Below are 23,572 nucleotides of genomic sequence, written 5' to 3'. Positions count from 1 at the left end.
TCCGCCGGCCGGGCGCGGCTTCAAGCCTGTTGACTCGCCATTCGACCGATGCGAACACGGAACTGCGGCGTTTTCGGGATCAGGGTAAAGAATCCGTCCCTTTGCCGCAGATGACAAGTGCCGGAAATACGGCCGAACACTGTGAGGATCGAGCGATGGCAAGTGGTCATACCGCGACTCGGGAGAAACATCGGCGTGAGGTTCGGGTCTGGGACCTGCCAACGCGGTTGTTTCATTGGGCGCTGGTCGCCGCGGTGGCTGTCGCGATTCTGTCGGCCGAGCTTGGTGTGCTTTCCATTCATATGTTTGCAGGAGAAACAGTCCTGATCCTGGTGCTGTTCCGGCTGGTCTGGGGCGTGGTGGGCAGCCAGACCGCGCGCTTTTCCGATTTCGTGAAGGGGCCGGGCGCCATCCTGGACTATCTGAGGCGGTCGCGGGCGGGTGGGGAAGCCGCCTTTACCCTGGGCCACAACCCGCTGGGCGCGCTGATGGTGGTGGCGCTGCTGTTGATCCTGCTGGTCCAGGCGTCGAGCGGCCTGTTCACCAGCGACGACATCCTGGTCGACGGGCCGCTGGTGCCGATGGTTTCCAGCGCCACGGTGGCCGCGTTGAGCTCGGTCCACCGCCTGCTGGCCAACGGCATCTTCGTGCTGGTCGGGCTGCATGTGGCGGCCGTGTTCTTCTATCTGCTGGTCAAGAAGGACAATCTGATCCGGCCGATGGTGACCGGTCGCAAGAGCCTGCCCGGCCGCCTCGCGACGGCGGAGCCGCGGCGCGCCCCGGCGGCACTGGCGCTGGCGATCCTGGCCGCGTCGGCCGGACTGGTCTTCCTGGTGCTGCGCGCCGCCGGCTGATCCCGATCTTTCCCCGGCACGGACATATGCCATTGGTTGTGTGCGACAATGCGTCGTCTATGGCTGGACGCCTGCTAGTCTAGAATGACTCCAGATTGATCCCAGCCAAACCTCAACGAACCAATGACGCAGGCCCGACTTCCGGGATCGATCGGCCTTTGCCTGATTGAAGCCGAAGGTTGTGGTGGATGTCGGCCGCGCCGGGGGATAGCCAGCCATGCACGCACAATCCGGACATCGTCCGGCCGCAGCGCTGAAAGGCCTGCTGGTCGCGACCGCCGCCGCCCTGGGCATCCTTGCCGCGACCGCCGGCACGGCGCCGGCCGCCGATCCGCCTGCCTCCAATCCGGCCGCCTCCAATCAGGTCGGGGCCGGCGACGCCCTGATGGGCCGTGCGCGCGAACTGTTCAAGCCGCTGCCCGCCACCCTGCCGGCCATCCGCAACAACGCGGTCACGCGCGAGAAGATCGACCTGGGCAAGATGCTGTTCTTCGATCCGCGGCTGTCGGCCAGCGGTATCTTCTCGTGCAACAGCTGCCACAATCTGGGGTTGGGCGGTGTCGACGGGCTGGAGACCTCGGTCGGCCATGGCTGGCAGAAGGGGCCGCGCAACGCGCCGACCGTGCTGAACGCCGTATTGAACGTCGCCCAGTTCTGGGACGGCCGGGCGGAGGATCTCAAGGCCCAGGCCAAGGGGCCGATCCAGGCCGGCGTGGAGATGAACAGCACGCCCGACCGCGTGATGGCCGTGCTGAACAGCATCCCCGCCTACAAGGCCAAGTTCGCCGATGCTTTCCCGAACGAGAAGGACCCGGTCACCTTCGACAATGTCGCCATGGCGATCGAGGCGTTCGAAGCGACGCTGACAACGCCGGCCGCCCCCTTCGACCAGTATCTGGAGGGCAAGGCCGACGCACTGACCGATGGGCAGAAGGCCGGGTTGGAGCTGTTCATCGACAAGGGCTGCGCCGGCTGCCACAACGGCGTCAATGTCGGCGGCCATGATTACTTCCCCTTCGGCGTGGTGACCAGGCCGGGGGCGGAGATCCTGCCGCCGGGCGACAAGGGCCGCTTCGCCGTCACCAAGACCGCCGACGACGAATATGTCTTCCGCGCGCCCACCCTGCGCAACGTCACGCTGACCGCCCCCTATTTCCATTCCGGCAAGGTGTGGGATCTGCGTCAGGCGGTGGCGGTGATGGGGTCGAGCCAGCTCGGCGCCACCCTGTCCGACCAGGAGATCGACAAGATCACCGCCTTCCTGACGACGCTGACCGGCCAGCAGCCGCGCGTCGAGTATCCGCTGCTGCCGGCCAGCACGCCGGCCACGCCGCAGCCCGTGTTCAAGTAAGGAGAGGCACGGGGTTCCGGTAAGAAAAAGGCCCTTCCCCACGCCGGCGGGGAAGGGCCCTTTTGTCTGGACCGCAACTTATTCCGAGCGGTAGCGCTGGTGGCAAGCCTTGCAGTTGTCGGCCATGGCGCCGAACGCCTTGCCCGTCGCCGCCTTGTCGCCCGAGGCGGCGGCGACCTTCAGCGCCTTGGCGCCGGCCTGCAGATCCTGCGCCTTGGCGGTGAAGTCCGGGAAATTCGCCCAGATCACTTCCTTGGCCGCGGTCTTGCCCTTGTCGGAGCCGGGCGGGAACAGGCTGGGGATCTTGGCGGCGAAGGCGTCGATGCGGTCGGCCACCGGACCGACGGCGGCCAGATCGCCCTTGCCGACCGCGTCCTTGATCTCGCCCATCGCCTTCTTGTAGTCCTCGAACCCGGCCTTGCGGGTCTGGATGACGTCCTGGGCCAGGGCGACGCCGCCGGTCAGCATCAGCGCGGCGGACGCCGCAAGCACGATACGGGAAAACACGGTTCTTATCCCTTCCTTGAATTTAATCCCCCAGGAGAGATCTTACACACCCCAAAGACCAAGCTGTCAAGTGAAGCGGGCATGACGGAGTTGTGCCGTCATGGCGTTCATTTGTGCTGTAAGAAATAATGCTGCGCACGGTGATTGCAGGATTTGGCGGCGCCGAGGCTGCCATCCAAAGGGGGCTGGTAATACCGGTGGGGCGGCGCGCGGCCATCCGCCGGTACGGCGCGGCCACAGGGTGGAAAACCGCGGAACCGGGCGGTTTGGACGGGCCGACCGGCCTTGCAACCGGGGTAGAGCGGAAGTAAGGTCCGGCCTCGCGCCTTCCACCCGGAGGGGCAGGCGTCTCGACGACGTCTCCGCCACACCGTCACCATAGCCCTGAGGGGGCCCGCCGCCATGTCGATTATCGCGTCCCGTCTCTCGCGCATCAAGCCGTCGCCGACCATCGCCGTGACCAACAAAGCCCGCGAACTGAAAGCGGCCGGTCGCGACGTCATCGGCCTTGGCGCCGGCGAGCCGGACTTCGACACCCCCGACAACATCAAGGCCGCCGCCATCAAGGCGATCGAGTCCGGTGACACCAAATACACCGCGGTGGACGGCACGCCCGCCCTGAAGAAGGCGATCTGCGCCAAGTTCGAGCGCGAGAACGGCCTGAAATACACGCCGGAGCAGATCACCGTCGGCGTCGGCGGCAAGCAGGTGCTGTACAACGCCCTGATGGCGACGCTGAACCAGGGCGACGAGGTCATCATCCCGGCCCCCTACTGGGTCAGCTATCCGGACATGGTCGAACTGGCGGAAGGCACGCCGGTCTTCGTCTCCTGCCCGGCCGGGCTTCAAGCTGCAGCCCGCCGACCTGGAGAAGGCGATCACGCCGAAGACCAAGTGGCTGATCCTGAACTCGCCGTCGAACCCGTCGGGTGCGGCCTACACCCGCGCCGAGATGAAGGCGCTGACCGACGTGCTGGTCAAGCACCCGCATGTCTGGGTGATGACCGACGACATGTACGAACACCTGCTGTATGACGGCCTGGAGTTCGTCACCCCGGCCCAGGTCGAGCCGTCGCTGTACGACCGCACCCTGACCGTCAACGGCGTGTCGAAGTCCTACGCGATGACCGGCTGGCGCATCGGCTATGCCGGCGGCCCGAAGGATCTCATCAAGGCCATCGGCGTCATCCAGAGCCAGTCGACCTCCAACCCGACCTCCATCGCCCAGGCCGCCGCCGTCGAGGCGCTGAACGGTCCGCAGGACTTCATCAAGGAGCGTGGCGAGGCCTTCCGCGAGCGCCGCGACCTCGTGGTGTCGATGCTGAACCAGGCCACCGGCATCAGCTGCCCGAAGCCGGAAGGCGCCTTCTACGTCTATCCGTCCTGCGCCGGCACCATCGGCAAGACGACCCCGGACGGCAAGGTGATCGAGACCGACGAGGATTTCGTCACCTACCTGCTGGAGTCGGAAGGCGTCGCCGTCGTCCAGGGGTCGGCCTTCGGCCTCGCCCCGCACTTCCGCATCTCCTACGCGACCTCGACGGAAGCGCTGGAAGAGGCGTGCAAGCGCATCCAGCGCGCCTGCGGCAATCTGCGCTGACCGCTTCGCGGGGGGAGCGAGCAACGAAAAGGGCCGGCGCCGCAAGGCGCCGGCCCTTTTGATTTCGAGGCGGGCTCACTTCCCGATCAGGACGTCCGACGCCTTGATGATCGCCGTGACGCTGTCGCCGTCGGCAAGGCCCAGTTCATCGACCGTCTCGCTGGTGACGGTGGAGGTGATGATGGTGCCGCCGCCGATATCGATCTTCACCTTCGCCGAGACCGGCCCCTTCTCCACCGCGATGACCGTACCCTTCAATTGATTGCGTGCGCTGAGTTTCATCGACGTCGATCCCTGGAAGCGAGGAACGGATTGCGCCGCGAGACGCGGGCGGAGAAGTGTAGCTCCGCCATCGTAATATCCAACTGGAAATAATGTTGGAACGCTCAACTGCCCGGCAGGCTGGCAGTGGAGCGTCTATAGCGCCGTGCGTTTACGATGAAACGCACGGCGCACCAGCTTTTCGTTCGAAAATCGGAGTCATGCTTCAAATCGAGTCCGATTTTACGCGATCCGATCCAAGCGCATCATTGCGCCGCCAGCATGTCCCGGCGGATTTCCACCGCGCGGTCGGCGGCCTTGCCGACCACCTCCTGCAGGCGGTCGAACTCGGCGCTGTAGCTGCCGACGCCGAAGGTCAGCGACCTCAGCTCGACGATCAGGTCCTGCATGTCGGCCTGCGGCATGCATGCCTTCACCTCGTCCCAGCCGGGCCAGCCCGGCCGCGCGTCGAAGCCCAGAAGCTGGCCGCGCCGGCCGCTGACCAGACGCTGCACCTTGGGCGTGAAGGCGCTGGGCACCGCGATTGTGACGGTCAGGATCGGCTCCAGCAGCACCGGCTCGCAGGCCGGCAGGGCTTCCGCCATCGCCTGCCTTGCCACCGTCTTGAAGGCCATGTCGGAACTGTCGACGGCATGGAACTGGCCGCCGGTCAGCCTCACGGCGAAGTCCACCACCGGGAAGCCCAGCGGTCCGCGCACCGCCGCCTCGCGCACGCCGGCCTCCACCGCCGGGATGTACTGGCGCGGCACGGCGCCGCCGACCACCGCATCCTCGAACTGGATGCCCGATCCGCGCGGCAGCGGCCGGATCTCCACATGGATGTCGGCGAACTGGCCGTGGCCGCCGGTCTGGCGCTTGAAGCGGGCGTGGTGGCCGGTGCCCTTGCGGATCGTCTCCTTGTAGGGAACCTGCGGCGGCTGGCCCTTCACCGCGACATTGAAGCGGCTGCGCAGCCGGTCCATCGCCAGCTTCAGATGCACGTCGCCCTGGCCCCACAGCACCAGCTCGCCGGTTTCAGGCGACTGGTCGAGAGTCAGGGACGGGTCCTCCTCCCGCAGCTTCTGCAGGGCGGCGGACAGCTTCACCTCGTCATTGCGGTTTTCGGCGCGCAGCGCCAGCCCATGCACCGGCGGTGCGGCGGCCGGCCAGTCGGCGGGCGGGCCGAGATCGGCCTTCTCGGTCAGGCGGTCGCCGGTCGCCGCCTTCTCCAGCCGGCCGAGCGCCACGAGATCGCCCGCCGCCGCCTGCGGCACCTTGGTCTGGTCGCGTCCGAACAGCTGGAAGATGCCGGACACCCGCTCTCCCCCCAGCGTCATGCCGTCGGTGACGGTGCCGCGCCAGATGCGGGCGAGGCTGAGCTTGCCGGCATGGGAACCCATCATCGTCTTGACCACCTGGGCCGCCACCATCGTATCCGACGGGATACCGAGGCGCGCGGCGGCGACGCCGACCTCCGGCCCGTCGTGGCGCAGAGCCTTCAGCAGGCGGCGGATGCCGTTGCCGTTCTCCGCCGATCCGAAGAAGACCGGGACGATCAGGTCGTCGGCCAGCTCATGCGCCAGCGTTTCGTACAGCTCCGCGCTGTCGGGGGCCATGTCCTCCAGCAGCTTTTCCAGCAGGGCGTCGTCGAAGTCGGCGGCCGATTCCAGCATCGCCTGCCGCGCCTCCGCCTCCCGGTCGCGGACGCTGTCCGGCAAGGCCACCAGATCGGACGGCTTGTGCGGGTTGAAGCGCCAGGCGCGTTCGCTGACCAGATCGACCAGCCCGGTGATCTGGCCGTTCTCGCGCAGCGGCACCTCGCGCAGGACCAGCTTGCGGGCCGAGACCTCCTGATAGGCGGCGACGACGTCGCGCACCCGCAGGTCGCCCAGCGTGTCGATCTTGTTGATGAACAGCAGATGCGGGATGCGGTGGTCGTCCAGCACCTTGAACAGCGGGGCCAGCAGGACCGCCTTCTCCGGCGCCGCCTCCGCCACCACGATGGCGATGTCGGCGGCCATCAGCGCCGCCTGCGCCTCGCCCGCCAGCTCCACCGAGCCGGGGCAATCCAGGATCGACCAGCGTTCGCCCAGGTAATCGAAGGAGGCGACGTTCAACTCGGTGCTCATCGACCGGGCCTTCGCCTCCGGCGAATTGTCGCCCACGGCGTTGCCGTCGCGCACGCTGCCCTTGCGGGTGACGGCCCCCGCCGCGAACAGCAGGCTTTCGAGCAGCGTCGTCTTGCCGGCGAGATAGGGGCCGACCAGCGCCGCGCAGCGCGCCGTCCGGATTTGCGTATGCGGCATTCACACCTCCCGTGGAAGTTTCGGGCCATTCCGGCCATTCTAGGAGGGGCCTGGCTGCCGGGCCGCGCCGGGGAAGGGGCGCTGGTGCCGGCCGCCGTGGCGGCCCGTTCGCGTGTGGCTCTAGACAGTCACTTGGAAAAACCGGCACGTCCGGGTGGGGCGACGGGCGGCGGCGGACGGGTGCGGCGATGGCGCATCGGGTCCGGGGCCGGCGGAACGCCCGCATCGGACTTTCGATGCTCCACCCGAACGGCGCGGCTGTCGATGGAAAAAAGGGGCGGCAAACCGTCACGCGCCACGGGCTGCGCCGGGGAGCCGACGGGACAGGTGCGGCGGGGGAGGGGCATTCCATGCGTCGATAGGCCGCATCTGCGTGCGGCGGTCTCGCCGACCCCGCCTCCCCCGAGAGCTCCGCGCGGATAAGGCGTTCATATTCAATGAAATACCGCCAAAAGCTGCGCGAAGGGACAGGTTTTCTGTAATATTGCTATGTCGCAATGCAATATGACCGTGTCGAAATGGGACGGACAAATGCATGAAACCTTCTGCTAGTAGATTGATCGGAATATGGCTGCGCGCAGAAAGCGATGACGGCCTGACAACAATCGATCGGCCGTCCGGCGTCCGCCGACAGGCCTCCACTCCTTGGGGATAGAGCATATGCGCCTGTGGTTTCGTTTGCTGGTGGCCGGCGTGATCGCCGCCGGGACTGCCGTCTCCACCCCGATGACCACCCCCGCCGCGGCACAGTCGGTCAAGCCGACGCAGGAGGACGCGAAGTCCATCACCCTGAAGGCGGCGGAGCTGATCGCCGCCCAGGGGCTGGACGAGGCCGCCAAGGCCTTCAACGCCGACGGTCCGTTCAAGCACGGCGAGATCTACGTCAACGTCGTCGATTTCGCCGGGGTGTGGAAGGTCTATCCGCCGCGTCCGGCCGGCGTCGGCCAGAGCGTCATCAATGTCAAGGACCCGGACGGCCGTTTCATCGTCCAGGATGTGCTGGCCGTCGCCAAGGACAAGGGCGAGGGCTGGGTCGAGTATCGCTGGCTGAACCCCGCCAGCAACAGGATCGAGCCGAAGATCACCTACGTGAAGCGCGTGCCCGGCCAGGATCTGGTCGCCTATGTCGGCATCTACAAGTGACGACGGCGAATGACGGCCGCCGCGTGACGCGGTGACCGTCCGGCGACGCTGATGGGGGAGTGGGGATGAGCGGCGGTGTCTTTGCGCGTCTGTCGGGCCTGTCGGTGGCGGGCCGGGTGTTCGCGGCGCCCTTGATGGGGATCGTCCTGACGGTGGCGGCTCTGGTCCTGGCCGACCGCGAGTCGGAACAGGCGCTCGGCGCCGTGGACGGAATCCACAGCGAGGCGGCGGAGCGGCTTGGCCGCATCGACCGGCTGGTCGCCATCGCCTATGTCATCCACAGCGACGTGTCGCGGCATCTGGCCCTGTCCGGATCGGGCATCGAGGAGGCGAAGCTGCAGGCCATGCGCGACGCCATCGCCGCGAACCTGGGCAAGGCGCGCACCGAGATCGCGGAACTGCGCGCCCTGCCGCTGGCCGAGGCGGAGCGCGCGATGCTGGACGAGGTGTCGGCACGGCTCGGCACCTATGCCAAGGCGGTCGACGAGATGAACCAGATGGCGGCCATCGACCGCCTGATCGGCATCCCGATGATGGCCCACACCGACGACCAGTTCGCCGCCCTGACGGCCAAGGTGATGGAGACGCAGGCCGCCATCGGCCGCTCCACCGCCGCCGCCACCCAGGCCACCCGCGACGCCACCGGCGCGGCGCGGCGCGATTTCGCGCTGGTGATGGGCGGGCTGCTGCTGGCGATGATGGCGGCCGGGCTGGTGCTCGCCCGTTCGATCACCCGGCCGTTGCAGCAACTCTCGCGCACCACGACGGAACTCGCCGCCGGCCGGCTGGACGGGGTGGTCGAGGGCGGCTGGATGCGCAACGAGATCGGCGCCATGGCCCGTGCGCTGGAGGTGTTCCAGACCAACGCCCGCGAGGTGGAACGGTTGACCGCCGACCAGCAGCGTCAGAAGGCGGAGGCCGAAGCCGAGAAGCACCGGGCCATCCAGGAGCTGGCCGACCTGTTCGAGGCCCGTGTGGCGGAGGTGGTTCAGCAGGTTGGGGCCGGCGCCCATCAGGTGCGCAGCAACGCCGCCGGCATGCTGGAGCGCGCGGACAGCGCCAACCGGCAGGCTGCCACGGTCGCCGCCGCCAGCGCCCAGGCGGGCTCCAGCGTTCAGACCGCCGCCGCAGCGACGGAGGAGATGTCGGCCTCCATCGCCGAGATCGGCGCCCAGGTCCGCCGCTCCTTCGACATGGTGCGCGGCGCCGTGCGGGCGGTGGAGGAGACCGACGGCCATGTCGTCGGCCTGTCCGACGCCGCCCACCGCATCGGCGAGATCGTCGGTCTGATCAATTCCATCGCGGCGCAGACCAATCTGCTGGCGCTGAACGCGACCATCGAGGCGGCGCGGGCGGGGGAGGCCGGCAAGGGCTTCGCCGTCGTGGCGAGCGAGGTGAAGAGCCTCGCCAACCAGACGGCCAAGGCGACCGAGGACATCGGCACCCAGATCGCTGCCATGCAGCAGGTGACCGGCGCCGCCGTCGCGGCCATCCGCGGAGTGGGCGAGACGGTGGTCGGCATCGACGAAATCGTCGGTTCCATCGCCGGGGCCATGGAACAGCAGGCCGCCGCCACCGGGGAAATCACCCGCAACGTGCAGGAGGCGGCCGCCGGCACCAGCGACGTGTCCCGCACCATCACCGCCGTATCCGCCAGCGCAAGCGAGACCGGCACCGCCGCCGGCGAGGTCCTGCGCGCGGCGGAACTGCTCGACGGGCAGGCGGTGACTCTGAGCCGCGAGGTCAAGCACTTCATCGGGCGGTTGCGTGCGGGGTGAGGAGCGCCGGTCCCGCCCTCCCTTCCGGTTGATCAGCCCTGCCATCTGCGACGTTCGCCCTCCGACATTTGCCCGCGAAGTTTGGTCGCATCGGTCTTGAAACCACCCGCCTGCGCCCAAGCTGATGTCCGAGCGGCGGGTCGGGGCCGGTGACGGCCGTGCCCATGCCGGGGTATGATGCAGGACCCACCAAGAAGGATCGAGAGATGAAGATCGACATCGGGATCTCGGACGCAGACCGCAAGTCCATTGCCGAAGGGCTGAGCAAGGTTCTGGCCGACACCTTCGCGCTCTATATCAAGACCCATTCGTTCCACTGGAACGTGACCGGGCCGATGTTCAACACGCTCCACACCATGTTCATGACCCAGTATACGGAGCTGTGGACCGCGCTGGACGAGATCGCGGAGCGCATCCGCGCGCTGGGCTATCCGGCGCCGGGCAGCTTCTCGCAGTTCGCGGAGATGGCCTCGATCAAGGAAGAGGTCGGCGTTCCGAAGGCGAACGACATGATCCGCCAACTGGTCGAAGGCCATGAGGCCGCCGCCCGCACCATCCGCAGCGTCTTCCCGCTGGCCGAGCAGGGCAGCGACGAGCCGACCGCCGACCTGCTGACCCAGCGCCTGCAGATCCACGACAAGACCGCCTGGATGCTGCGCAGCATGCTGGAGTAGGTGCGGGAGCGCCTTCCTGATACGCGTTCGAACGGAAAGGGCCTCCCCGTCCATGGATGGGGAGGCCCTTTCCGTTCGGGCCCCGGCCGCTTCCTGCCTTATGCCGCGTTCCTGGCCTGCTGGCGGACCGGCAGGTTGGGGATGGTCAGGGTGAAGATGGTTCCGCCGTCCCGTTCGATCTTCAGGGTGGCGCCTGCCTGATGCGACAGGGCCTGGACCAGATTCAGGCCCAGCCCGCTGCTGGCCCCGCCGCGGCTGGGGCGCTTGTGCTGGCTCGGCATCCCCGCGGGCAGGCCGACCCCGTTGTCGCGCACGATCAGCCGCATTCCGTTCTCCTCCCGCTCCAGCAGGACCCGGACGATGCCGGGATGGCCATGCGGGAAGGCGTGCAGCAGGGCATTGGAAACCAGCTCGCTGGTGGCGATGGCCAGCGGCGTGGCGCGGTCGGCATCGACGATCCAATCCTCCGTCTCCAGCTCCAGCCGGGCGGCGGTCGGGTTGTCCGAACGGACCAGACCGTCGCACATCTGGCGCAACGCGTCGGCGAAGTTGATGTGGGCCGGCTCGTCGGACCGGTGGAGCAGCTCGTGCAGCAGGCTCATGGTCTGGATGCGGCGCAGGCTCTCGTCGAAGCCGCGGCGGGCCTGTTCGTCGATGCGGGCGGCCTGCAGGCGCAGCAGGCTGCAGATGACCTGAAGGTTGTTCTTCACCCGGTGCTGGACCTCCTTCAGCAGCACCTCCTTGTCGGTCACAGCGGCCTCCAGCTGGGCGTTGGCGCGCTCCAGCTGGGCGGTGCGCTGGTGGACATGCTCCTCCAGCGTGTCGTAGGCGTGCTGGAGGGCGTCCTCCGCCTCGCGCTCGCGCCGGGCGCGCTGGATGGCGAGCGCGCCGATCACCGCCACAGTGGCGCACGCCGCCGCGGCGAAGGCGGCATAGATCCACAGCCGCTCCGTCCAGCGCTGCAGAACGCTGCCGGTGGCGATCGTCACCACGGCCGACAGGCCGGTGTCGCCGATCGGACGACTCACGGTGATGTCGTCGACATGGCTTGCCGTGTCGTCGTCGCCCTTGCGCCCGCCCATGGTGCCGCCACCCTCCGGCTCGCGCAGAAGCGGCGTGCCGTCCGGCTTCAGGATGGAGATGCTGTGGCCATAGCCGACGTCGAGCGCGCGGTAGACGTCTCGGAAGGCGCGGGCGTCCAGCCCGGCGACCGCCCAGCCGCGCGGCGTGCTGCCGGGAAGCGGCTGCGCCAGCGTGACCACCGCCCGGCCGCCCATCCGGCCGTCGCCGATGGCCCGGCCGTCGGGCCTCAGTGCCGGTGCGGCGGCGGGGAGCGCGTCGGGCAGGCTCGACAGCCGCAGGGCGCCGGTCGCGTCCCGGATCTCCAGCCCCACCATATGGGGGGCGCTGGCCGCCAGCAGCGCCATGCGGTCGCGCGTTGCCTGGTCGTCGGGCAGAGGGGTGCCGGCGGATCCGGCCAGCGTCGCCGTCTGGGTCAGCAGCAGGTCGCCCGTCTCGATCAGCCGGGCGGCATGCTCCGCCGCCAGAAGCCCGATGTTGCCGGCGACCCCGGTCGCCTGTTGGACCGCCTCGTTGCGGTCGCGCCAGGCGAAGACGGCCGACAGCCCGACTGTCAGCAGAACGGCCGCGGTGCAGGCGATCAGGACAAGCGCCGAACCGGGCAGCCTGTAGAGCGGGGAGGATTTGGAACGCAGAGCGCGCAACGGCATCGTGTCGGAAACCATGTGGGGGTGCGGCCAAACATGCTTGGCCGGAAACGGTAACACCACCCGGCGGGTGACGGTTCCGCCGAACGCTGCCCGTGTTGAAGCGGCGGCAGCCACCGCCTATTGTGACGTGCCGACACCATCATCCTGCTTTGTCGGGTGCGGTGGCGGATATCTGGAGGATGGTTTTATGCGGATCGACGGGACAGCCTATCGCACCATCTGGCCGGAAGGCGGGGGAGCCGTCGCCATCATCGACCAAACCCGCCTGCCGCATGACTTCGCGGTCGTCCGCCTGACCGGCCTGGAGGAGGCCGCCCACGCCATCCGCGCCATGCTGGTGCGCGGCGCCCCGCTGATCGGCGCCGCCGCCGCCTATGGCGTGGCGCTGGCCCTGCGCAGCGACGCCAGCGACCGGGGGCTGGAGCGTGCCTGCGCCACCCTGCTGGCGACCCGGCCGACCGCGGTCAACCTGCGCTGGGCGCTGGAGCGCATGCGCGGCCTGCTGGCGCCTCTTCCCGAGTCGCGGCGCGTCGAGGCGGCCGAGGCGGAAGCGGCGGCCATCGCCGACGAGGATGTGGAGATCAACCGCGCCATCGGCCTGCACGGCGCGGCATTGATCCGCGCCGCGGCGGAGCGCAAAAAGCCGGGCGAGCCGGTGAATGTGCTGACCCACTGCAACGCCGGCTGGCTCGCCACCGTCGATTGGGGCACGGCGCTTGCCCCGGTCTACGCCGCCTTCGAGCAGGGCATCCCGCTGCATGTCTGGGTCGACGAGACGCGCCCGCGCAACCAGGGCGCCAGCCTGACCGCCTGGGAACTGAAGCATCACGGCGTCCCCCACACCGTCATCGCCGACAATGTCGGCGGCCATCTGATGCAGCATGGCAAGGTCGACCTGTGCATCGTCGGCACCGACCGCACGACGGCGACAGGCGACGTCTGCAACAAGATCGGCACCTACCTGAAGGCGCTGGCCGCCCACGACAATGGCGTGCCCTTCTATGTCGGGCTGCCGTCGCCGACCATCGACTGGACCATCGCCGACGGTGTGCGGGAGATTCCCATCGAGGAGCGCGACGGCCGCGAGGTCAGCGAGTTGACCGGCCGCACCGCCGACGGGCGCATCGAGACGGTGCGCGTCACCCCCGACGGCAGTCCTGTCGCCAATTTCGCCTTCGATGTAACGCCGGCGCGGCTGGTGAGCGGCCTGATCACCGAGCGCGGCGTCTGCGCCGCGTCGCGCGACGGGCTGCTCGGGCTGTTTCCGGAGCGGGCGTAGGACGGGGTGGCGTCAGCGGCGGCGGTCGGACAACAGCCGCCGCCACAGCGGCTGCGGCGTGTTTTCCGCATTCTTGGCATCGAGCCACTGGTCCGCCAGTTCGCGGACCTGCCAATCACCGAGGAAACGCTCGCAGTCGATGGCGGTGTAAAGGCGCACGCGCTCTTTCCCCAGCCTTTCGAAATAGTCGAGCGTTCTTTGGCGGTCGATGTCTTCCATGGGCTCCAATGACACGGAGATTGTGGACGGTCCATACCGGCTGTTCGTCCGCACTCCGGATATTGGAAGAAGCCCCTTGTCCGTGCAACTGTCCCTTCGTCGCGGTTTTATCCCCCGGAAGGGGGAGGTCCCATGCCCCTATCGGGAGGTCGCGTCGAGGCGTCCGGTATGGACCGCGACGTCCGACAGCGGGATACCCGCCTGGGCCGCCGCCTGTTCCAGCGACGGGCGGTCTGGCCAATAGAGACGGCCGCCGACCTCCGCCAGCACGCCCTGCCGCTTCAGCACCCACAGTCCGGTGAACGCCATTTCGACGATCCGGCCCATCGGCTGGGAGCGGGGCCGACCTGCCGGCGATTTCAAAGGTCGGGAGGGGGGCGGCTCGCGGTCAAGGACCGGACCGTCGTCATATCGTCTGTCGTCGAAGGTCATCTCTTCTCCTCCCGGTGCCGGCCATTCTTACATGAGGCTTCGTAGAGCCCGTGGAAGGAGCCGATCTGTAACCCCGCACCAATCAGTGTGCTTTGCAGGGGGGAGCAATGTCCTAACCAATTCAGGACAGATTTTCATTCTGAAAAGCAAGATTGTTTGCCATCGAACGAAATATGAGTGAATCGGCCCGTCGAATAAAATATTAACCATAGATAGGAAGAGGTAATTCTGCGGGATTACACAGGCCGCTCTTGCTACCCGCAGCGCGATGTCTTGGTCCGTCATACCGGCGAAAAGGCTGTGGAATACCCAGAAAGGCGCAACCCTTTACCTCGAAATGGTCACAGCAGAGCCAGGCGCCAATCACCAAACATAAGCATGGCCGCAGAGCGCAACGCGAAAGCGACGCCCGTCGGCCAGCCTGTGTTTGAAGGAAGAGAGAGCGATGAAGACGACCATGCGGACATTCACAACCGGGACAACCACCGGGGCCACCACCGCGGTCATGGCGCTGCTGATCGGTGCGACCCTGCTCGGCGGCTGTTCGAACCTGAACCACCGAGAGAACCGCGCCCTGACCGGCGGGGCGATCGGTGCGGCCGGCGGTGCCGCCATCGGCGCCGTCACCGGCGGCAGCGCGATCTATGGCGGGCTGCTGGGCGGCGCCGCCGGCGCGGCGGTCGGCGCCCTGACCGCGGAGGACGGGAAAAAGCAGCGTCGCTGATGCATCGACGGCGGACGGCCGGGACCGGGGCTGCGCTGGCCCCTCGGCAGCCCCCTTGGCCGTTCACTCGTCCTCGTCGTCCTCGAACTGGTCGAGGCTCAGCGAACGGACCTCGGTGCTGGGAGTCGGCGCCGGCGGGGCGGCGGGCTGCATGCCGGCGGGGCGGGGCGGGGCCGGACGGGCGGCGCTCCGGCCGGGAGGCATATGGGCGTTCGGGCCCTTCAGCGGGCTGTTCAACGTGCCGCGCGGGCCGATGCTGGGCTCGTCGCCGAAGTCGGGCAGCGGCGGGATGCGGTCCATGACGCGGCGGATCAGGGCGGCGATGCGGTCGGTCTCGGCGCGCAGGGCCTGCCCGCGCTCCCCCTCATAGAGCGGATCGTCGAGGAACTTGCGGATTTCCAGCACGCCGCGCAACTCCACCCCGCACATCTCATGGGTGCCGATCGGCAGGGCCTTCACCCGTGCGAAGCTGGAGAAGAAGCCGGCGCTGCCCTCCACGAACTGGACCACCATGCGGGCGTGCAGACGCTCCAGCGCGGTGGTCATCGGATCGATCAGATCCTCCATCTCCTCCGGCGCGGCGTCCAGCCGTTCCTGCGCCAGGGCGGCGAGCGCGAAGAAGTCGCGCACGCGCCGGCTGAAGCGGCGGTAGCGGGCCAGCCCGCCGACCGACACCCGCTCGCGCGCCGTCTGGGCAAGCTCCGCCGACTGCTTCAGCATGGCGTCGAGCCGCATCAGCAGCGTCGCGATCTCGCGCTGGCGCTGGGCCGCGCTGCGGCCGGGCGAGGGGGCCGGCGGGGCGGCGGGGCGGCGGGGTGGGTTGGAACGCATCATGCCGGTACGGGGTGGCTCCTCTGCTGTCCGCGACCCTGCGCCGGGCCTCTGCCGATCACACTCTAGCGCTGGGTGCGGACGGTCACCGACTTTTGCCCGCCGTTGCGCACCACCGTCAACTGCACCGGCGTGCCGACGCGCAGAAGACCGATGCGGTTGCGGAAATCGGTGGCGCTGCGGATGGCCCGGCCGTCGACCGCCACCACAACGTCGCCGCTGCGCAGACCGCCGCTGTCGGCGGGCGATCCGCGTTCGATCTTGGCGATCAGCGCGCCCTCGTCGCCCTTCAGGTTCAGGCTTTCCGCCAGATCGGGCGTCAGATCCTGGATGGCGACGCCCAGCCGGCCGCGCCGCACCTCGCCATACTCGCGCAACTGCTCCATCACCGAACGGACGATGGTGACCGGAACGGCGAAGCCGATGCCGACCGATCCGCCGGCCGGGCCGATGATGGCGGTGTTGATGCCGATCAGCTCGCCCTGGAAATTGACCAGCGCGCCGCCGGAATTGCCGGGGTTGATCGAGGCGTCGGTCTGGATGAAGTCCTCGTAGCCCTCGATCTTCAGCCCGCTGCGGCCGAGCGCGGAGACGATGCCGGAGGTCACGGTCTGGCCCAGCCCGAACGGGTTGCCGATGGCGACGACGAAATCGCCGACCTTGGCGCGATCCGAGTCGCCGAGCGGCAGGGCGGTCAGGCTGTCCGCCTTGATCTGCAGCAGCGCGATGTCGGTGGCGGCGTCGCGGCCGATCAGCTTGGCGCGCAGGCGGCGGCGGTCCTTCAGCGTGACCGCGATCTCCTGCGCGTTCTCCACCACATGGCTGTTGGTGACGACATAGCCGTTGGCGGCGTCGACGATCACGCCGGACCCGGCGCTGACCTGCGGCCGGCCCTGCGGCATCTGGTCCGGCAGGTTGAAGAAGCGGCGGAAGAAGGGATCGCGCAGCAGCGGGTTTTCCGCCTGGGGCGCCTGGCTCAGCACCGAGATGTTCACCACCGCCGGGGTCACCTGCTCCAGCATCGGCGCGATGGTGCCGCCGCCGACGGCGCCCAGCGGCAGCGCCGCCGCGGCGGGCGAGGCGGCCAGCCCGAGCGCGGACCCGGCCCGGCCCAGTGCCGAATCGGCCGGTGCGACCAGCGCGCCGCCGGCAAGCGCAGCCATCCCGACCGCAGCCGCAAACACCACCGGACGCACCACCGCTTTCATGGCTTCTTCCTTTCCTGGAGGGGAATTCTTGTCAAACACCGTCACCGGCCGGGCTGATTTGGGACACATTGAATCGGGCTTCAAGGCTGTCCGCGGCCTTGCGTTTCCCGCCCTCGCTTCCCGCCCTTGTTTCCCGGTGTCCGGTGTCGCCGCCGTCCATTGGGGAGAATCATAGCGTGTCGGCGGCGGAAACTCCCGGTAAAGAAATTGGGTGGTATAGGAGAAGGCTGGCGCAGCCCCCGGCATGGCGGGGAGGCGCGGCTGCAGGACGATGGGTTGAGTGCAATGAGCGGCGGGTCACTGCTCGAACTGACCGAGCAAGAGTATCTGCAGATGGAGGAGGCCCTGTCGCAGACGGCGCGGGGCCGCGCCTTCCTGCGCATGCGCGACCGGCGCAGCCGTGTCGTCGCCTCCGACGATTTCCACCGGCTGGTGGATAAGCTGGAAACCCAGGTCGACCGGTTGAGCGGCGCGTCGCCCAGCACCTTTGCCGCCCTGGCGCCGGGAGAGGATCCGCGCATCCAGCAGGAGTTGACCGCCATCACCCAGGTGGTGCGCGAAGCGCGCAGCGACATCGCCGCGCTGAAGGCGACCGACACCGGTTCCAACCGAATCGAGGCGGCGACCGGCGAACTGGACGAGATCGTCGCCGCCACCGAACGCGCCACCACCGACATCCTGAATGCGACGGAGAAGATTCAGGAAATCACCATGTCGATCCCGCGCGACGACGCCGATCTGGCCGAACGGATCGACGCGATCGAGGCATGGTGCATCGAGATCATGACCGCCTGCTCCTTCCAGGACATCACCGGGCAGCGCACCACCAAGGTCGTCAACACGCTGCGCTACATCGAAGAGCGCGTGAACACGATGATCGAGATCTGGGGCGTCGAGCGTCTGGCGGTCGCCGAACAGCAGCATACCCCCGGCGAGCTCGCCTCCCACCGCAAGATGGGCGATACCCGACCCGACGCGCATCTGCTGAACGGGCCGCAGCTGGGCGGGCCGGAGGTCAGCCAGGACGCCATCGACGCGCTGTTCGCCAGCGTGCCCGAGGTGGCGGAACGGGCGGAACCGCTGCCGGCCGATGTGGAGCCGTCTCCGCCGCCACCCCCTCCGCCGCCCCCACCTCCACCTCCACCTCCACCTCCACCCCCACCCCCTCCACCCGTCGCGAAGCCGGCCCCCCCGCCGCCCCCGCCGCCCGCCGATCCGGGTGGCGGAGGCGGTGGGATATCCCAGGCCGACATCGACGCCCTGTTCGCGTGACCGGCCATGGCGCAAGACGGCAAATCCCGCATCCGCCTGACCCAGGACCAGCTCGACCGCGTGTGCGAGCGCCATGTCCGGTTCGCCGAGGGGCGGCCGAACGGCGCCCGCGCCAACCTGCCCTTCTTCGACCTGTCGGGCCTGTCGCTGGCCGGTCGCAACCTGACGGGCGCCCATCTGGCCGGCGCCATCCTGCGCGACGCCGACCTGCGCGGCGCGATCCTCGACCATGCCGACCTCTATGGCGCCGACCTGCGGGGAGCGGACCTCTCCGACGCTCGGCTGTTCCGCACCGACATGCGCGGCGCCAACGTGCGTGGCGCCCGGCTGGACGGCGCCACCATGGTTGAGGTCGATCTGCGCGACGGCAGCATGGTCAACCGCAACAGCGCCGGCGAACTGAAGGTGGTGGGCTTCGATCCCGGCCCGGCCGACATGGCGTCGGCCCGGCTGACCAACGCCGACATGGCGCGGGCCAAGCTGTCGGGCAGCTTCGCGCGGGCGGCCGACTTCACCAACACCCGGCTGGCCGGCGCCCGGCTCGACCGCACCGACCTGCGCGACGCCAACTTCTCCGGCGCCGACCTGCGCGGGGCGGATCTCAACGGTTCCGACCTGCGCGGCGCCATCCTGGACGGGGCCAGCCTGGACGAAGCCGGCCTGGAACAGGCGATCCGCACCGACGAGCAGGCCAGGTCCGCCCGGCAGGTGCAGCAGCAGGCACAGGCGGCCGAACCGGAACCGGAAACAGCCGTCGAGTTGCCGGCTCTCCCGGCCGAGCAGCTCGACGGCATGCTGCGCCAGCACATGATCTGGCTGGGCACCAGCGGCAAGCAGGGATCCCAGCTCGACCTGACGGGGCTGAACCTGGAGGGGGCCGACCTGACCGGCAAGATCCTGACGCTGGCCAAGGGAAGCGGCGCCCGGCTGCGTCATGCCCGTCTGAACGGCGCCCAACTGCAGGCCGCCCAGTTCGACGGCGCCGATCTGCGCTCGGCCGATCTCAGCCGAGCCGACCTGCGCGGGGTGAAGCTGGACCGCGCCATCCTGATCGACAGCCGGCTGGATGGCGCCAACCTGGGCATGCTGCTGGTCAGCGCCGGGGCCAAGGTGATGCGGGCCTCGCTGGTGCGGGCACGTCTGGCCGGCGCCTCGCTGGCCGAGACCAACCTGAAGGGCAGCGACCTGACACTGGCCGACCTGACCGGCTGCGACCGCTCCTCGGCCGTGTTGGAGGGCGCCATCCTGGAGGGGACGCGGCTGGGCGGGGCCTGATCCGTCCGGCCAACCGTTCCAACCGGCGGGAAATCTTTCGCGAAGCTGTTGATTGCTTTCAAATTTCCGTCACGATCCCTGCGGCTGCCGCCGCGTCCGGCGCTGGCCGCAAGAGCCCGGTCCTCCCCCTGCCGGGCAGAGGGAGAGCGGAAAAAGGGTTGTGTCGTAACGGCTTAGCGCCACGGGTGGGCTTGACGCCTTGGCGGGCCGGTGGCACGCTGATGCTCAAGCGCGGCGCACCGCGACCATAAGCGCCCGCACCGAATGGGGGAACGTCAACGGTCATGACCAAGTCGGAACTGATCCAGCGGCTGGCGGAACGCAATCCGCATCTGTACCAGCGCGACATCGAGAAGATCGTCGGCACCATCTTCGATGAGATCACGGAAGCGCTGGCGCGCGGCGACCGGGTGGAACTGCGCGGCTTCGGCGCCTTCTCCATCAAGAAGCGGGACGCGCGCACGGGTCGCAACCCCCGGACCGGAGAATCGGTTGACGTCGGCGAGAAATGCATTCCCTTCTTCAAGACCGGCAAGCAGCTCCGGGAACGTCTGAACACGGACTGAGCGCCGGGCCGGCCGTCTCTCCCCGCCGCATTTCTGAGGAACCATCGCTTTGCGTCATATCTCCTGGATCGTCACCCTGCCGGTGGCCCTCGTCGCGATCCTGTTCGCGATCTCCAACCGCGGCATCGTGACCCTGTCGCTGTGGCCGCTGCCCTTCACGCTCGACACCCCGGTCTATCTGGCCGCGCTGGTGGCGCTGCTGCTGGGCTTCCTGGCCGGCGGCTTCATCGTCTGGAACAGCCAGCGCCGCCACCGCCGCCGCGCCCGGCGCGAGGGCAACCGCGTGCTGTATCTGGAGCGCGAGCTGAAGGAGGCCCAGGCCCGCGCCGCCGCCGCCGAGAAGCGGCTGGCCGAGAGCACCCGTCCGGTCTCCGGCCCGCTGCCGGGCTCCAGCGGCGGGCTGCCGGTCCCGGCGGCCGAGACCAGCGCGCCGACGGTTCATTGAGTTTGGCAGGTCCGGCGTAACCGGACGTCGTTTTCCCCTTTCCCGGTCCGTCCTCACAGGAGGGGGACGGGGGAGGGCGCCGGTCGGCGGGAGGAGGTCCCATGCGCACGGTCAGCGCCGCCGAGCTTCGTTCCGTCCTGCACCACCGCATGCTGATCGAACGGCTGCGGCAGAGTTTCCGTGCCGGCGTGGAGGCTCCGCCGGCGCATCGCCACCGGGTGGAGACCTACGGGGCCAGCGACGCCGCCCTGCTGCTGGCGCCGGCCTGGCAGGTGAACCAGTCTGTCGGGGTGCGGATCGACACCGTCTTTCCCGACAATGCCGGCGGCGACCTGCCGACCACCCAGGGCGTCTATCTGTTGGCCGACGGCAAGACCGGGGTGCCGCAGGCGCTGCTGGACTCCTCCGCGGCGCTCGCCCGGCGCAGCGGTGCCGCGGCCTCGGCGCTCGCCGCCTCCTATCTGGCGCGGCCGGATGCGGAACGCCTGCTGGTTGTCGGCACCGGCCCTCTTGCCCTGGAACTGATCGAGGCCCACACCGCCGTGCGGACGATCCGCCATGTGCTGGTCTGGGGCCGCGACCCGCAGAAGGCCAAGCGCATCGCCGCCCGCTTCCACCGGCCGAAATTCCGGATCGATGCGACCGGCGATCTGGAGGGCGCGGTGCGTGGAGCCGACATCGTCGCCTGCGCCACCACGGCGCGCGAGCCGCTGATCCGCGGCGACTGGCTGCGGCCGGGCCAGCATCTCGACCTGCTGGGCGGGGTGGCGCCGGAGATGCGCGAGGCCGACGACGGCTGTATCCGCCGGTCGCGCGTCTTCGTCGATCGCCGCGACCGCAAGGCGTTGGAGGCTGGCGACATTGCCCAGCCGATGGCGTCCGGCCTGCTGACCGCGGACGACATCGCCGGCGACCTGTTCGACCTCAGCCGCGGCGAGCGGGCGGGACGCCGTTTCTACGACCAGATCACCCTGTTCAAATCCGTCGGCACGGCGCTGGCCGACCTCTGCGCCGCCCAGATGGCGGTGGAGATGGTTCTGCACAACGATTCCATCCGTTAGGGGGCCAGCCCGCTGGGCGGGCCTGCCCGGCATCGCAACCGGCGTCTCCGAAAGACAGGGTTACCGGCGGTTCGTCCTGCGCTACTATTCCGCGATTCCTGCTGCTTGACCGCCATCCGGCGCGGAGATCCGCAGTTGCGGAAAAGGAACGGTCGTTTGCATGGTGCCGCCTGCCCAGTCATCCGATGAGCCCGCCGGGAGCCCGGCTCCGGCCGCGGACATCGTCCATCCCTTCCGCAAGCCGCGGTTGGAGGCCGCCATCGGCTGGCTGGCAGCCTGTGGCTTTCTGTTCCTTGCGATGGTCACCGTGGTGGTCGGCGTGCAATCGCGCGAACGGGCGCTGAACGGGGCGCAGGAGCGTGCCGAGGCCGCTGTCCGGGTGCTGGCGGAACATGCGGCCCGACTGTTCGACGCCGCCGACCTTCTGGTGGAATATGCCGCCCAGGAAACCGCCGGACGCCCATGGGACGAGATCGCCCAGTCACACGCGCTGTGGGACAAGCTGAACGGCCAGCGTGCCCGCCTGCCTTTCCTGGACGCGATCTGGCTGAACGACGGGGCGGGGCTGCTGCGGCTGACGACGCTGGCTTTTCCGGCGCCCTTTTCCGATGCGTCCGACCGCGAGGCCTTCCTGTTCCACAGCCGGGCGGCGGGGATGGACGGTGCAGTGGAGCAGCCCCATATCGGACCGCGCATCATCGGCCGGGTGACCAACAAGGCGACCTTCCTGCTCAGCCGCCGGCTGTCGGAACCGGACGGCCGTTTCCGCGGCATGGCCTCGGTCACCATCGACCCCTCCTATCTGTCGGGCTTCTACAAGGAGTTGGACGTTCCCCATCGGCCGGCAACCATCCTGTTGCGGTCCGGCGATCTCGACGTGCTGGTGCGCGAGCCTGACAATGCCGCCGATCCGGTGCCGCTGTCGGACTTGACCCGCCATGCCATCCGGGCGCAGCCGGAGGGCGGGGCGGCGCGCGACGACACGGTCATCGTCACCCATCGCCGGGTCGACAGCTGGCCGGTGCATGTGGTCGTCCGTTTGGATGTGGCCCCGGTGCTGGCGTCATGGCACCGGTTGATCGCGCCCTATGCCGGGCTGGGAGCTGCGGCGGCGCTGGCATTGGCGGCGCTGTCGGTCTTCGGCTTCCGGCAGGCCGGCGCCGCCCGGCAGGTGCAGCGCGAGCTGGAGCGCCGGGTGGCCGAGCGGACCGCGTCGCTCCAGCGCACCATCGGCGAGCGCGATACGGCCTTGGCGCAAAAGGACCTGTTGATGCGCGAGGTCAACCACCGCATCAAGAACAGCCTGCAGGTGGTGTCCAGCCTGCTGGGGCTTCAGGGGCAGGCGGTGGGCGACCCGCGGTTGAGCGACCATCTGCTGGAGGCGGGGCGGCGCGTTCAGGCCATCGCCGACATCCACCGGTTGCTCTACCGTGTCGACGACGTGCATTTCATCCCCTTCCACGACTATCTGGCCGAGCTGTGCCGGGAGTTGGAGCGTTCCGCCCGGTCCGAAGGCGGCAGCTGGCGGCTGGAGCTGGCGGTGGAGCCGGCGGAGGTGCCGACCGATCATGCCGTTCCGCTGGGCCTGCTCGCCAACGAGCTGGTGATGAACGCCATCAAGCATGCCTATCGGCCGTTGGCGACCCCGGTGTCCGCCGAGGCGGGCGGCGGTGACGGTAGCGGTGACGGCCGCCCGGACGGATGCGGCCGTGATGGCGCCAACGTCATTGCCGTGACCCTGCGGTCGGACGGCGACGCGTTGCACCTGATCGTCGGCGACCGCGGCGTCGGGCTGCCGCCCGATTTCGACTGGCGCCGCAGCCGCAGCCTGGGCATGCGCCTGGTCCACACCCTGTCCAAGCAGCTGGGTGCCACCCTGACGGTGGAAAACACCAGCCCCGGCGTACGGTTCACCATCCGGCTGCCGCACCGGCCCGTCCAGTCCGGCTCCGCATCGTAAATTCGGACACACGTCATACGCGAGTATGATCCTTAAGGTCGGTTGTATTTCGCTTGCGTCATCCCGGTTATCGTCGGAGGATCATGGCCTCGGTGC

At 68.7% G+C, this 23,572-nt stretch carries 21 protein-coding genes and 1 pseudogene; 14 read left to right on the top strand and 8 right to left on the bottom strand.

The features are described from left to right. Nucleotides 1-110: 110 nt before the first annotated feature. Together A6A40_RS11210 and A6A40_RS11205 are read left to right on the top strand one after the other, a co-directional pair. Nucleotides 111-854, top strand: coding sequence for a cytochrome b/b6 domain-containing protein (locus A6A40_RS11210; protein ID WP_335645185.1), 744 nt, complete (start codon nt 111-113; stop codon nt 852-854). 217 nt (nt 855-1,071) lie between these two features. Continuing rightward, on the top strand, nt 1,072-2,205 hold the full coding sequence (locus A6A40_RS11205) for a cytochrome-c peroxidase (RefSeq protein ID WP_063635468.1): 1,134 nt from the start codon (nt 1,072-1,074) through the stop codon (nt 2,203-2,205). Nucleotides 2,206-2,283: 78 nt separating this feature from the next. On the opposite strand, the gene A6A40_RS11200 is transcribed toward A6A40_RS11205, so the two are convergent. Next, nucleotides 2,284-2,712, bottom strand: a complete 429-nt coding sequence (locus A6A40_RS11200) for a c-type cytochrome (protein WP_063635467.1) — start codon at nt 2,710-2,712, stop codon at nt 2,284-2,286. Between the two features lie 402 nt (nt 2,713-3,114). Between A6A40_RS11200 and A6A40_RS11195 the strand changes: the two are divergent. After that, a pseudogene (locus tag A6A40_RS11195) lies at nt 3,115-4,312 on the top strand (pyridoxal phosphate-dependent aminotransferase). Between the two features lie 75 nt (nt 4,313-4,387). Here the strand turns inward: A6A40_RS11195 and A6A40_RS11190 are convergent. Further along, nucleotides 4,388-4,594: a TOBE domain-containing protein gene (locus A6A40_RS11190; RefSeq protein ID WP_063635466.1), complete on the bottom strand. Its 207-nt coding sequence runs from the start codon at nt 4,592-4,594 to the stop codon at nt 4,388-4,390. 245 nt (nt 4,595-4,839) lie between these two features. Then, entirely contained in the window at nt 4,840-6,879 is a 2,040-nt protein-coding gene (locus tag A6A40_RS11185; RefSeq protein ID WP_063635465.1) for an elongation factor G, read from the bottom strand. Nucleotides 6,880-7,539: 660 nt separating this feature from the next. Here A6A40_RS11185 and A6A40_RS11180 point away from each other — a divergent pair. The 3 genes from A6A40_RS11180 (at nt 7,540) to A6A40_RS11170 (ending at nt 10,474) form a co-directional block, all read left to right on the top strand. Next, the gene (locus A6A40_RS11180; protein ID WP_063635464.1) at nt 7,540-8,022 is read left to right on the top strand and encodes a cache domain-containing protein; all 483 of its coding nucleotides are present in this window, start codon (nt 7,540-7,542) and stop codon (nt 8,020-8,022) included. Nucleotides 8,023-8,087: 65 nt separating this feature from the next. Continuing rightward, nucleotides 8,088-9,800, top strand: a complete 1,713-nt coding sequence (locus tag A6A40_RS11175; RefSeq protein ID WP_063635463.1) for a methyl-accepting chemotaxis protein — start codon at nt 8,088-8,090, stop codon at nt 9,798-9,800. Between the two features lie 206 nt (nt 9,801-10,006). After that, nucleotides 10,007-10,474 (top strand): Dps family protein, encoded by a 468-nt coding sequence (locus tag A6A40_RS11170; protein WP_063635462.1) that lies wholly within the window; start codon nt 10,007-10,009, stop codon nt 10,472-10,474. Nucleotides 10,475-10,572: 98 nt separating this feature from the next. Here the strand turns inward: A6A40_RS11170 and A6A40_RS11165 are convergent, their stop codons facing one another. Beyond that, on the bottom strand, nt 10,573-12,219 hold the full coding sequence (locus tag A6A40_RS11165) for a sensor histidine kinase (RefSeq protein WP_063635461.1): 1,647 nt from the start codon (nt 12,217-12,219) through the stop codon (nt 10,573-10,575). A 172-nt stretch (nt 12,220-12,391) separates the two neighbouring features. Between A6A40_RS11165 and mtnA the strand changes: the two genes are divergently transcribed. Next, a complete protein-coding gene (gene mtnA / locus A6A40_RS11160; protein ID WP_063635460.1) occupies nt 12,392-13,483 on the top strand; it encodes an S-methyl-5-thioribose-1-phosphate isomerase in 1,092 nt (363 codons plus the stop codon). Between the two features lie 12 nt (nt 13,484-13,495). Here the strand turns inward: mtnA and A6A40_RS11155 are convergent, their stop codons facing one another. Together A6A40_RS11155 and A6A40_RS30690 are read right to left on the bottom strand one after the other, a co-directional pair. Next, nucleotides 13,496-13,702, bottom strand: coding sequence for a hypothetical protein (locus A6A40_RS11155; RefSeq protein WP_063635459.1), 207 nt, complete (start codon nt 13,700-13,702; stop codon nt 13,496-13,498). A 138-nt stretch (nt 13,703-13,840) separates the two neighbouring features. Then, the gene (locus A6A40_RS30690; protein WP_158279284.1) at nt 13,841-14,011 is read right to left on the bottom strand and encodes a hypothetical protein; all 171 of its coding nucleotides are present in this window, start codon (nt 14,009-14,011) and stop codon (nt 13,841-13,843) included. 568 nt (nt 14,012-14,579) lie between these two features. Here A6A40_RS30690 and A6A40_RS11145 point away from each other — a divergent pair. Next, the gene (locus A6A40_RS11145; protein WP_063635458.1) at nt 14,580-14,858 is read left to right on the top strand and encodes a hypothetical protein; all 279 of its coding nucleotides are present in this window, start codon (nt 14,580-14,582) and stop codon (nt 14,856-14,858) included. Nucleotides 14,859-14,921: 63 nt separating this feature from the next. Here the strand turns inward: A6A40_RS11145 and A6A40_RS11140 are convergent, their stop codons facing one another. Both A6A40_RS11140 and A6A40_RS11135 read right to left on the bottom strand, forming a co-directional pair. Continuing rightward, the gene (locus A6A40_RS11140; protein ID WP_063635457.1) at nt 14,922-15,692 is read right to left on the bottom strand and encodes a hypothetical protein; all 771 of its coding nucleotides are present in this window, start codon (nt 15,690-15,692) and stop codon (nt 14,922-14,924) included. A gap of 62 nt (nt 15,693-15,754) precedes the next feature. Beyond that, nucleotides 15,755-16,897 (bottom strand): Do family serine endopeptidase, encoded by a 1,143-nt coding sequence (locus A6A40_RS11135; protein ID WP_063635456.1) that lies wholly within the window; start codon nt 16,895-16,897, stop codon nt 15,755-15,757. A gap of 285 nt (nt 16,898-17,182) precedes the next feature. Here A6A40_RS11135 and A6A40_RS11130 point away from each other — a divergent pair, with 285 nt between their 5' ends. From A6A40_RS11130 to A6A40_RS11105, 6 genes are all read left to right on the top strand, one after another. Further along, on the top strand, nt 17,183-18,169 hold the full coding sequence (locus A6A40_RS11130; RefSeq protein ID WP_063635455.1) for a hypothetical protein: 987 nt from the start codon (nt 17,183-17,185) through the stop codon (nt 18,167-18,169). Between the two features lie 6 nt (nt 18,170-18,175). Further along, the gene (locus A6A40_RS11125) at nt 18,176-19,444 is read left to right on the top strand and encodes a pentapeptide repeat-containing protein (RefSeq protein ID WP_063635454.1); all 1,269 of its coding nucleotides are present in this window, start codon (nt 18,176-18,178) and stop codon (nt 19,442-19,444) included. A gap of 284 nt (nt 19,445-19,728) precedes the next feature. After that, complete coding sequence (ihfB, locus tag A6A40_RS11120; protein ID WP_012972825.1) at nt 19,729-20,010, top strand: integration host factor subunit beta; 282 nt, start codon at nt 19,729-19,731, stop codon at nt 20,008-20,010. Between the two features lie 49 nt (nt 20,011-20,059). After that, entirely contained in the window at nt 20,060-20,455 is a 396-nt protein-coding gene (locus tag A6A40_RS11115; RefSeq protein WP_063635453.1) for a lipopolysaccharide assembly protein LapA domain-containing protein, read from the top strand. Nucleotides 20,456-20,556: 101 nt separating this feature from the next. Then, nucleotides 20,557-21,516 (top strand): bifunctional Delta(1)-pyrroline-2-carboxylate/Delta(1)-piperideine-2-carboxylate reductase, encoded by a 960-nt coding sequence (lhpI, locus tag A6A40_RS11110; protein WP_063635452.1) that lies wholly within the window; start codon nt 20,557-20,559, stop codon nt 21,514-21,516. Between the two features lie 160 nt (nt 21,517-21,676). Beyond that, complete coding sequence (locus A6A40_RS11105) at nt 21,677-23,476, top strand: sensor histidine kinase (RefSeq protein ID WP_063635451.1); 1,800 nt, start codon at nt 21,677-21,679, stop codon at nt 23,474-23,476. Nucleotides 23,477-23,572: the final 96 nt, after the last annotated feature.

Source organism: Azospirillum humicireducens, assembly GCF_001639105.2.
GTDB classification, from domain to species: Bacteria; Pseudomonadota; Alphaproteobacteria; order Azospirillales; family Azospirillaceae; genus Azospirillum; species Azospirillum humicireducens.
This window is presented reverse-complemented; position numbering and strand designations above follow the sequence as displayed.